Origin of the sequence: Pseudomonas sp. PH1b (assembly GCF_000633395.1) — a bacterium.
Classification (GTDB): domain Bacteria; phylum Pseudomonadota; class Gammaproteobacteria; order Pseudomonadales; family Pseudomonadaceae; genus Aquipseudomonas.
Genome location: NZ_AYMU01000008.1, coordinates 241,503 through 252,293 on the forward strand (window position 1 = coordinate 241,503; position 10,791 = coordinate 252,293).

At 61.7% G+C, this 10,791-nt stretch carries 8 protein-coding genes; 6 read left to right on the forward strand and 2 right to left on the reverse strand.

Translation table 11 applies throughout. The annotated features are described in order from the left end of the window. Window positions 1-57: 57 nt before the first annotated feature. From U873_RS0115375 to U873_RS0115400, 6 genes are all read left to right on the forward strand, one after another. A complete protein-coding gene (locus U873_RS0115375; protein ID WP_025129108.1) occupies window positions 58-573 on the forward strand; it encodes a sigma-70 family RNA polymerase sigma factor in 516 nt (171 codons plus the stop codon). Next, the gene (locus U873_RS0115380) at window positions 574-1,551 is read left to right on the forward strand and encodes a FecR domain-containing protein (protein ID WP_025129109.1); all 978 of its coding nucleotides are present in this window, start codon (window positions 574-576) and stop codon (window positions 1,549-1,551) included. A 98-nt stretch (window positions 1,552-1,649) separates the two neighbouring features. Then, complete coding sequence (locus U873_RS0115385) at window positions 1,650-4,064, forward strand: TonB-dependent receptor (protein WP_025129110.1); 2,415 nt, start codon at window positions 1,650-1,652, stop codon at window positions 4,062-4,064. A 61-nt stretch (window positions 4,065-4,125) separates the two neighbouring features. Beyond that, the gene (locus tag U873_RS0115390; protein WP_025129111.1) at window positions 4,126-5,307 is read left to right on the forward strand and encodes an ABC transporter substrate-binding protein; all 1,182 of its coding nucleotides are present in this window, start codon (window positions 4,126-4,128) and stop codon (window positions 5,305-5,307) included. Then, window positions 5,304-6,365, forward strand: a complete 1,062-nt coding sequence (locus tag U873_RS0115395; RefSeq protein ID WP_025129112.1) for an iron ABC transporter permease — start codon at window positions 5,304-5,306, stop codon at window positions 6,363-6,365. Before U873_RS0115390 ends, U873_RS0115395 begins: the two co-directional genes overlap by 4 nt. Continuing rightward, entirely contained in the window at window positions 6,359-7,114 is a 756-nt protein-coding gene (locus U873_RS0115400) for an ABC transporter ATP-binding protein (RefSeq protein ID WP_025129113.1), read from the forward strand. The genes U873_RS0115395 and U873_RS0115400 overlap by 7 nt, the downstream gene beginning before the upstream one ends. Window positions 7,115-7,448: 334 nt before the next feature. Here the strand turns inward: U873_RS0115400 and U873_RS0115405 are convergent, their stop codons facing one another. Both U873_RS0115405 and U873_RS0115410 read right to left on the reverse strand, forming a co-directional pair. Continuing rightward, window positions 7,449-9,668: a TonB-dependent siderophore receptor gene (locus tag U873_RS0115405; protein WP_025129114.1), complete on the reverse strand. Its 2,220-nt coding sequence runs from the start codon at window positions 9,666-9,668 to the stop codon at window positions 7,449-7,451. 121 nt (window positions 9,669-9,789) lie between these two features. Next, window positions 9,790-10,785 carry a siderophore ABC transporter substrate-binding protein gene (locus U873_RS0115410; protein WP_025129115.1) on the reverse strand — a complete coding sequence of 332 codons (996 nt, stop codon included), beginning with the start codon at window positions 10,783-10,785 and terminating at the stop codon, window positions 9,790-9,792. Window positions 10,786-10,791: the final 6 nt, after the last annotated feature.

The window sequence follows — 10,791 nt, forward strand, 5'->3', positions numbered from 1 at the left end:
GGTCGGGTTGTAAATTACTCTTGGGAATACTTCTCAATTGCATGAAAACCTGCAGCCATGAGCGAAACCCTTCCCGCCAATAACGACAATCATCTGCGCGTGATCGAAGCCCTGTACAGCGGCCATCATGGCTGGCTATACGCGACGCTGAGAAAAAAACTGGGTAATGCCATGGATGCTGCGGATCTGGCGCAGGATACCTTCGCCCGCATCCTCGCCTCCCAGGTCACTGTCATCGAACAACCCCGGGCGTACCTGAGCTGCGTGGCCAAGGGCATTCTGGTCAACTGGTATCAGCGCAAAGCACTGGAACGCGCCTACCTGGACGCCCTCGCCCACATTCCCCCACAGGAAGTGCCTTCACCGGAACTGCGGTTCATGGTGCTGGAAACCCTGCACGAAGTTGACGCGATGCTCGACGCCTTGCCGCCGCTGGTCAAACGTGCGTTTCTGCTTTCGCAGATCAGCGGCTTGAAATACGACGACATTGCCCAGCAATTGGGCGTATCGCTGATCACGGTCAAGCGCTACATGAAGCAGGCCTTCGTGCAATGCCTGTTGCTGGCGGAGTGAATGCTCGCACGTCCCGGTGAACCGTCCCTCAAACACCAGGCCCTCGAGGAGGCAGCCGACTGGCTGATCCGCATGGGTGAAGGTGAACTCAGCGACCCGGAGCAGGCCGAGTGGGAGCGCTGGAAAGCCAGCACGCCCGAGCGCGGCCACGCCTGGGCACGAGCGAAATTGTTACAGAGCAAACTCGGCGGCCTGCCGCCATCACTGGCGATGTCGACGCTGGATCGCCCCAGCAGCCCTGAGCGCCGAGCAGCGCTGGGCAAGCTGGCGATGATTCTGGCGGTCCTGCCGGTCGGTTGGGGTGGCTGGAAACTGGCAGATTCCCAGCAATGGACCGCCGACTACCGCAGCCCTGTCGGCCAACAACGGGAGCTGACATTGGCTGACGGCTCGAAAATCACGCTGAACACCGACACCGCCATTGACGTGCGGTTCGATGCCAGCCAACGGCTCATTCACCTGCGCGAAGGTGAAATCCTGGTGCAGACCGCGCCAGATGATGCACCGCTGCCCCGGCCCTTTCTGGTCAGCACCCGCCAAGGCCGGATGCAGGCGCTGGGCACGCGCTTCACGGTACGCGAACGGCAGCCGCGCACTCACCTTGCGGTGCTGGAAGGCGCGGTTAAAGTTGAACTGGCAGACAATCGAGGCGCAACACCGCTGATCATCAATGCAGGACAAGGTACCGACTTTTCTGCCCACACCTTCGGCCCGATCACCGCCACCGACCGTTACACAGGCGCCTGGACACGTGGCATGTTGATGGCCGACAAGATGCGCCTGGCCGACTTCATCGACGAACTGACGCGCTATCACCGGGGCATTGTTCGCCTCGACCCTGCGCTGGCCGACCTGCCGATTTCCGGTGCCTATCCCATCAGCGACACCCCACGCACGTTGAATATGCTGGCGCAGACCTACCCGATCCTGGTCCGCGGCCATTTGAATGGTCTCTGGATCATGCTCTCGCCCGCCTGAGCCGATAAAAAAATCGCCCCACCGGTGATACTTTTTTTGCGCTCGGCTGGCTATTGAGAAGAAGAACTCTACTGCCCTGTTCATAGGTCCATCCATTCATGCCTGCGGCACGCCATCTGCATCCGGATCGTCAGTTCCAACCCATTATTCGCAGTACGTTGCTCAGCCTGGCCCTGATGGGCAGCATTTGCCCATTGGCCTTGGCCGTCGTGCCTGCACAACTGGACGCTGTCGAGATCCGTGCCTACAACACGCCTTCGGGACCGCTCGGCGCGACCCTGTCGAGCTTCGCCGTGGACGCCGGTATCGCCCTGTCGTTCCAGCCCTCGTTGACCGAAGGCCTGACCAGCCCGGCACTGATCGGCCATTTCTCCACCCAGGAGGCGGTCAAGCGCTTGCTGCAAGGCAGTGGCCTGGAAATGGTGTTGCGCAGCGACGGTACCTACACCCTGATCCAAACCCGGGTGACGCTGGACGAGACGACGGTGATCGGTGCTGACAAGCGCGGCGATACCCTGCCACCGAGCTATGCCGGTGGACAGGTCGCCAATGGCGGGCGCCTGGGCATCCTCGGCAATACCGATGTGATGGATGCCCCCTTCAGCATCAGCACCTACACCTCGGCGCTGATCAAGGATCAACAGGCCGTCACCGTCGGTGATGTGCTGGAACGCGATTCGTCGGTGCGCTCCACGGGCCAGGCCGGAGGGATTGTCGACTCGTTCTTCATCCGGGGTTTTCCCGTTGGTGAAGGCAACCTCGGTGAACTGGCGTTCGACGGCGTATACGGCGTGGCACCCAACTACCGGGTATTTACCGACTATGCCGAGCGCATCGAACTGGTCAAAGGTCCCGGCGCCCTGCTCTACGGCATGGCACCCAACAACGCGGTCGGCGGCGTCATCAACGTAGTACCCAAGCGTTCTCTCGACCAAGACCTGACCCGTTTTACCACCCGTTACGCGCTGGATTCTCAGCTGGGCGGCCACCTCGACGTCAGCCGACGCTTTGGTGAAGATCGCCGGTTTGGGGTGCGCCTCAACGGCAGCAGCCAATTGGGCGACACGGTGATCGACGCTCAGTCCCGTCACGTTGATATCGGTGCAATATCCCTCGACTACCAGGGTGAACGCCTGCGCACCAGCCTGGACTGGCTCAATCAGCAAGAACGCTTCGACGCCGCTTCCCGGCCGTTTCTGATCGCCCCGGGGGTAGATATTCCCTCGGCAGCCAACGGTCGTATCAATGTCAGCCAGGATTGGGGCTGGTCGCGAACCCGTGACAAATCCGCCCTGTTCACTGGTGAATACGATCTCAGCGACGCCCTGGCTGTTTTCGCCCATGCCGGCGGTGGCAAGTCGGATGTTGCACGGATGTCGGACCAGACCCCGACCATTATCAATGCGGCTGGCGACACCTCTTCCATCCCCGGTTACTACAAATTTGAAGTCAAGCGCTACACCCTCGACGCCGGTGCGCGCCTGCGCTTCGATACCGGGCCCATCAGTCACCGCACGACCGTGCAGGTCAGTCGCTATCGCGATGTGCTGTCCCGCGGGATCATCTCCGGCGCACCGATCCTGTCGAACATCTATCACCCCGTGGATCGCCCCGAACCCGTGATCCCCAAGCCGGATACGCCGAAAGTGTCCGCCAGCGAACTGACCGGCGTGGCGCTGGCCAACACCCTGGCGTTACTTGACGAGCGCGTCCAGGTGACCCTTGGCGTGCGCAAACAGAACATCAAATCCGACAACTACAACGCAGCCGGAGCCGTTTCCACGGCCTACGACGACGGCCGGACCACGCCGCTGTTCGGTGCAGTGCTCAAGCCCTGGGACCATGTTTCACTCTATTACAACTACCTCGAAGGCCTGAGCAAGGGCGACGTTGCCCCCTCCACCGCGTCGAATGCCGGGGAGATCTTTGCTCCTTACGTTTCCCGCCAGCACGAACTCGGGGTCAAGGTCGACTACGACGTATTCACCTCCACCCTGGCCCTGTTTCAAATCACCAAACCCAGTGGAGAGCTGGCGTCCGGGGTGTTTGCGGTGCAAGGCGAACAACGCAACCGCGGGCTGGAACTGAACGTGTTCGGCGAAGTGGCGCCAGGCACCCGGCTACTGGGTGGCGTGACCTTGCTTGACGCGCAACTGAGCAAAACGGCCGTCGCTGGCAATCGTGGCAATAAACCGGTGGGCGTGCCGCAAGTCCAAGCCAATTTGTGGGCCGAATGGGACACCTCATGGATCGAGGGCCTGACGTTGACCGGGGGAGCGATCCATACCGGTAGCCAGTACGCCGACCTGGCCAACACCCAGAAGCTGGATGACTGGACCCGCTTTGATGTCGGTGCACGCTACTCCACTCGCATCGATCAGCGGCCGACCACTTTTCGCGCCACCGTGCAGAACGTGCTCGACCACAAGTACTGGTCGGGCGTCGCCTCCTACGGCGCATTTTCCCAGGGTTCACCGCGCACCTTATTACTCTCGGCAACTGTCGATTTCTGAAACGTTCAGCCGGCTGACGGTGTGAACCGTTGGCCGACCTGACTTTGCAAAGGCTTTGACCATGGTGATTTTCGATCGACGCAGCCAGGTTGTTGCAGCGCTGCTGCTGGCTGGACTGCTGAGCCTGTTTTCCCTGGTGCCCCTCAGTACCCACGCATCCGAGGCGAACGCAGTACGTACCGAGGTCAGCGACCTGCTGGGACGCAAGGTCAAGGTGCACCTGCCGGTCAGGCGGGTCATTCTCGGCGAGGGCCGACAGCTGTATCTGGTCGCCGCACTGGACACACACAACCCCTTCGAACGCATCGTCGGCTGGCGCAAGGATCTGATCCAGTCCGACCCTGACACCTACAACGCCTACCTGCGCCTGTTTCCCGAGATTGCCAAGGTTCCAACCTTCGGCGGGTTTGAAGACGGGACCTTCGATATCGAACAGGCAATAGCCCAGCAACCCGATGTGATCATCCTCAATATCGAAGCACAGCATGCAACCGAAGATGCACGCTATATCGAAAAGCTTGACGCCCTGGGCATCCCAGTGGTGTATGTCGACTTTCGCAACAACCCGATGCAGAACACCGAACCGACCATGCGCCTGTTCGGCCAACTGTTTGGCAAAGAGCAACGGGCCCAGGCCTTCATCGATTTTCGCAACCAGCAGATTCATCGCGTCACAGACGTCATCGAACGCAGCCACCCGCCCCGCCCCGACGTGTTCATCGAACGCATCGGCGGCTACACCGATGATTGCTGCCTGAGTTTCGGCAACGAGAACTTTGGTCGTTTCGTCGACATGGCCGGGGGCAACAACATAGCCCGGAGCATCATTCCCAGCACGTTCGGCCAGTTGAACCCCGAGCAGGTCATAGTCGCCAACCCGGCGCACGTGGTGGTCACCAGCGCCAACTGGGAAGCCTTTGCCCCGGGAGGCCACTGGGTCGGTGTCGGCCCCGGCGCGGACATGACCCAAGCCCGGAAAAAGCTTGCCTGGTACACCCAACGCCCGGCCTACGCGGGTATCAAGGCCCAGGAGCATCAAGCCTTCCATGCCATCTGGCATCAGTTCTATAACAGCCCTTACCAGTTCGCCGCTATCCAGCAGTTGGCGAAATGGTTCCATCCAGAGTTGTTTGCCGACCTCGATCCGGACGCATCATTGCGCGAGCTGCATGAGCGTTTCCTGCCGGTGCCGTATGAGTCGGGCTACTTCGTCAGCTTGCGCAAGCCCGAGGTCAAACCATGAGCACGCTAACCCAGGCCGTGGCCCGGCAGCGCGAAACCTACCGCCGTTTGGTGCTGCGCAAGTGCCTGATCCTTGCCGGGCTGGCAATCGTGTTGATGTGCAGCGTGCTGCTCGACCTGGCGTTGGGCCCGGCCAACTACAGCGTCAAGGACGTGCTTGGCGCGCTGCTTTCGCCGAGCAGCGCGGCCCCGCAGGTGCGCGTGGTCATGTGGGACATTCGCCTGCCGGTGGCGTTGATGGCGGTGGCCGTCGGGGCGGCGTTGTCGCTGGCGGGCGCGCAGATGCAGACCATCCTCAACAACCCGCTCGCCAGTCCGTTCACCCTGGGCATTTCCGCAGCCGCCAGTTTCGGTGCCGCCCTGGGGCTGGCATTCGGCGTCGCCCTGTTCCCGCTGGCGGCACAATTCATGGTGCCGCTGAACGCCTTCATCATGGCCATGCTGTCGGCGTTGCTGATCCACTTCCTGAGCCTGCGACGTGGCGTGACCGCCGAAACCATTGTGCTGCTTGGCATTGCCCTGGTGTTCACCTTCAACGCCTTGTTGGCGCTGGTGCAGTTCTTTGCCACCGAGCAAGCGGTAGCCGCCGTGGTGTTCTGGACAATGGGCAGCCTGACCAAAGCCACCTGGCCGAAACTCGGGGTGATCTGCCTGGTCATCCTCATCACGCTGCCGATCTTCGCCAAACGCGCCTGGGCCTTGACCGCCCTTCGCCTGGGCGACGACAAGGCCGCCAGCTTCGGTATCAACGTCCGCAGCCTGCGCTTTCAGACGCTGATCATGGTCAGCCTGCTGGCCTCGTTTCCAGTGGCCTTTGTCGGCACCATCGGTTTCATCGGCCTGGTCGGGCCGCACATCGCCCGCATGCTGATCGGTGAAGACCAGCGGTTCTTCCTGCCGGCCGCGCTGCTAACCGGCGCATTGATTCTGTCGGCCAGTTCCGTAATTAGCAAAGTACTGATCCCCGGCGCGATTTTCCCCATTGGCGTGGTCACGTCACTGATTGGCGTGCCGTTCTTCATCTCTCTGATCCTCGGCGGGAAGAAAAACTCATGGTGAAGTTGCAACTGGAAAACCTCGGCGCCCAATACGCGCAGCGCGAGATTATTCGCGGTGTTTCGACGGCGGCTTTTTTCGGTGGCCAGGTGGTCGCCGTGGTTGGCCCCAATGCGGCCGGCAAGTCGACGTTGTTCAAGCGCATGGCGGGGCTGATCGACGGCCCCGGGCAGGTGATATTGCAGGACTCGAAAAAAGGTCCTGCAGGCATCAGTTACATGCCTCAGGGTCTGAATGCCAGCGCGCGGTTAACGGTCTATGAATCGGTGTTGCTGGCACGCAAGCAACTGGCACCGGGATGGACCGTGCACGATGACGAATTGGCACTGGTCGACGAGACCCTGACGGCGCTGGGCATCAGCGAGTTGTCCTTTCGTAACCTCGGAGAGCTCAGCGGCGGTCAGCAGCAGTTGGTGTCCATCGCCCAAACCCTGGTCAGGGAGCCGGAGATACTGCTGATGGACGAACCCACCAGCGCCCTCGATATGCATCGACAGGTTCAGGTGCTGAACTTCATGCGCAGTCTGGCCCGCAAGAACCAAGTGATTGTGTTCATTGCCATCCACGACCTCAACCAGGCGCTGCGTTTTGCCGATCAGGTCCTGGTGATTGCCGACGGCACCACTCAAGGCAGCGGCCCGAGCCAGGAAGTGATTACCGAACTGATGCTGCGCAGCGTTTACAAAGTCGAGGCCCGGATTGAGCAATGCAGTCGTGGGCACCGGCATATCGTGATTGACGGGATTGTTTGATCAACTGGTGTGATCGCCCCGCAACAGCGGCTGTTGGCACCGGCGCTGCATGCCTGGCGAGAGAGCACCGCAAGGCACAGATGTTTTCGCGATCGAATGCCTGAAAGACCGGGAGGCGGTACAGGAAACGCTGGGGCTCTGGCCAGCCTGCTTCCAACCCCCGGGGCTACCCCCTCATCCAGGCCGAGCACAGGTACGACAGACTGGACTGAGACCGTACGCCAGAATCTGATTCGCTGACGTACGGTTTCAGTCCAGGGGTTCAGTGCCGGTTCACTCTGGGATCAAAAGCCGAGCACCCAAGGTGTCGGCAGGCGTTGACCCGCTCAGCGCCTCAGAAATCCACCGTAGCCGACAGCTCAAAGGTGCGCGGTGCCCCCAGGCCCAGGCTGGACAGTAACGGCGTCCCCCAGTAGGCCTTGTTGGTCAGGTTGCTGACGTTACCGCGCAAGGTCACTGGGCGGCTGGCAACCTGCAGGGCGTAGCGCGTGCCCACATCGAAAATGGTGTAGCCCGGAATCGACTGCGAGTTGTCGGCGCTGATGTACTGCTGGGACACGGAGGTGGCGTTGGCCGTCAGTGTCAGGCCCTCGATGACCGGAGTATCCCATTCCACCCCCAGCTTGCCTTGCAGCGTGGGCTGGCCGATGGCTGTCTTGCCTTCGTTGACACCCCCCGCGGTCTTGGTGAGTTTGGGGTCGACACGGGCCACGCCGCCCATCAGGCGCACATCGCTCAGCGGCGAACCGAAGAAGCCCCACTCGATGCCACGGTTACGCTGCTCGCCACCAAAGGAAAAGATCTCGGTGTCCGGGTCGAGATACCCGCTGGGGCGGGTGATTTCATACAGGCTGAGGGTGTGGGTGAAGTCACCGAGATCAAGCTTCACACCAAGCTCTTTCTGCTTGGACTTGTAGGGCGCGAACACCTCTCCCACGTTTTTCGCCCCCATCGGCGCACTGGCGCCTTTGCTCAGGCCTTCGATGTAGTTGGCGTACACGGAAACCTGGTCGGTGACCTTGATCAGCAAGGCCGCCGCTGGCGTCGTGGCGCTTTCGTCATAACGATCGCTGCGCTGTCCGGTCTGGGTGCTGAAGCTGTCGGTGAGCACCTGCTGGCGGCGTACGCCCAGGGTCAGTTGGACCTGGTCCTCGAGAATCGACAGGGTGTCCGCCAGGCCATAGCTGGTCAGCCGGTTTTCAGTGTGGGCAATCAGCGGCCAGCTGGCAGCCGCGGCCGGGCCCCAGACCGGGTTGTAGATATTGGTGACCCAGTCCGCCCCGGGTACCGATCTGCGCCCATAGTCCTTTTGCTTGTCACCGTAGTGGGTGGCATTCACCGACCAGTTATGGCTCACGGGCCCGGTCTTGAAATCACCTTTCAAGCCCAGCTCCCCCGAGGTCTTTTCCAGGTCCTGCTTGAGCTGGCCCATGCTGGTGCGAAAGTCGCCCGCGTCATTGAACACCGTGGCCATCATGGTGCCGTTGTAGGCGTAGTGGGTCTTGCTGGCGCCATAGGCGGCATAGGCCATCAGGTGGTCGCTGAGGTCGAACTCGCCGCGCAAGATCGCGCCCTTGTCCCGGGTTTCGACATAGCCCCAATCGGGATTCAACAGGGTGTCCGACTTCGGCGGCTTGGGCACCGAGACGCCGGAAGCCAGGCTGATCCCGCGGTTTTGTCCGCGGACGCGGTCCTCGCTGTCATAGAGATCGGCGGAAAGCCTGACTCGTTCGCCACGCCAGTCCAGGCCCAGGGCGTTCAGCTGGGTCTTGGGTTTTTGATGGTCGATCGCCCCGTCGCCATCCCGGTAGACACTGTTGAAGCGCACGCCAAACTGCTGGTTCTCACCAAAGCGCCGGCCCACGTCCAGGTGCCCGCCGTACTGTGCATCGGACATGTAGGTGGTGGTCAGGCGCGTCAGCGGCTCCTCCCCGGCACGCTTGGGCACCAGGTTGACAGTGCCGCCCACCGAGCCCCCCGGCGGCATGCCGTTGAGCAGGGCCGACGGGCCCTTGAGCACCTCGATGCGCTCGTACATTTCCGGCGAGATCCGGTAATAGGGAGCCATGCCGAACAGCCCGCCAACCGTCACGTCGCTGATGCTGCTGGCGAAACCGCGGATGGAGTAGTTCTCGCTGAAGGTGCCGGTCAGGCCGTTGCTGAATACCGCAGGATCGGTGGCGGCAATGACCTGGGTGATGTTCTTGGCCTGGCGGTCGGCAATGTATTTTTCTGTGTAGCTGATGGTACTGAACGGCGTCTCCATGAAGTCCTTGTTGCCCAGCAGGCCGACCCGGCCGCCGGTCGCCACTTGCCCGCCCGCATAGGTGGGCGGCAGCTCGGCGGGCAAGGCCATCTCGCCCTGCACTGTGGCGACTGGCAAGGTTAATCCGCGCTCCTCTTCCTCGGCACTCGAGCTTTCGGCCTGTGCGGGAAGCCCGATCACCGCCAGACTCAAGCCCAACAGCACCGTCTGCACGGCGGCAGCGGTACGGTTCAGGGCAAAGACTGCACAGGGTGGCGCAATACGGGGGTGGGAATGGCGTTTGCTCACGCTAGAACTCCGTTGTGAGATGAAGGCAGGGTTGTTGTATTTTTTAAAGCTGAATCGAAGTGCTGTTTTTAATGAGAATCGCTAATAAGCAAATATTCACTTGGCAACGGCCAAGGCCGAGTCAGTCCCGATAGCCCTTGAGGACGTCGGCGATCATCAGTTTCAGGGAGGTCGGGCTCGCCCCGGTGACATACCAGGCTTGGGCGTCGACAAAGATCACCCGGCCGTTTTTCCAGGCATTGGTCTGGCGCAGCAACGGGTTGCCCATGCTCTGGGCGTCCATCACCGGGCGCCGCTCCATCACTGCCGTGCGGTCCACCACATAGAGGATGTCGGGGTTGGCCTGCTGAATGAACTCGCTGGAAATCGGCTGACCGTGCAGGCCGGCCTCGGCCGTCGGGCTGGCGGGCTTGACCCCCAGGGCGTTGAAGATGAAGCCATAGCGCGACTGCACGCCGAACGAGCTGAAGGCGCCGTTGTTGTGCAGCACCACCAGTGCTTTCTCGGGGCGACCCTGGGTGATACGCCGGGCCTCCTCGACCTGGGCCTCAAGCGCCGCGGCTTGTTCCCGGGCCAGTGCCGACTTGCCGAAGATCTGCCCCAGGCTCAGCAGGTGGTCCCTGATGACTTCGATGTGCCGGGTCTCGCTGTCGCGGTAGTCGACATCGAAATGCAGCGTCGGCGCCATCTCGCTCAGCTCCCGGTAGTGATTGGCCTGCAGCGAGGTGATCAGTATCAGGTCGGGCTTGAGGCCATGGATCCGCTCCAGATTGGGCTGGACAATCGCCCCCAGGTCCTCGATGTTCGCCGCGTCCTTGTAGCGGGCAAGAAAATGCGGGACGAAGTCCTTCGGCATGCCCGCCACGGCAATCCCCAACTGGTCGAGGAAGTCGACCTCATTCATGTCCAGGGCCACTACCCGCTGCGGAACATGCTCGATCAGCGTCGAGCCCAACTGGTGCTGCACGGTGACCGGTGCATAGTCCGCCGGCGCCAAGGGTGGCGCAGCGGCGGCCGAGGGAGGTGCGCCGGGTTTGTCGTTGCAGCCCTGCACCGCGACAGCCGCGGCGATCAGCAGGGCCAACGGCCACCGCCGGTATCTGTGATTGAACATCATTGCCGT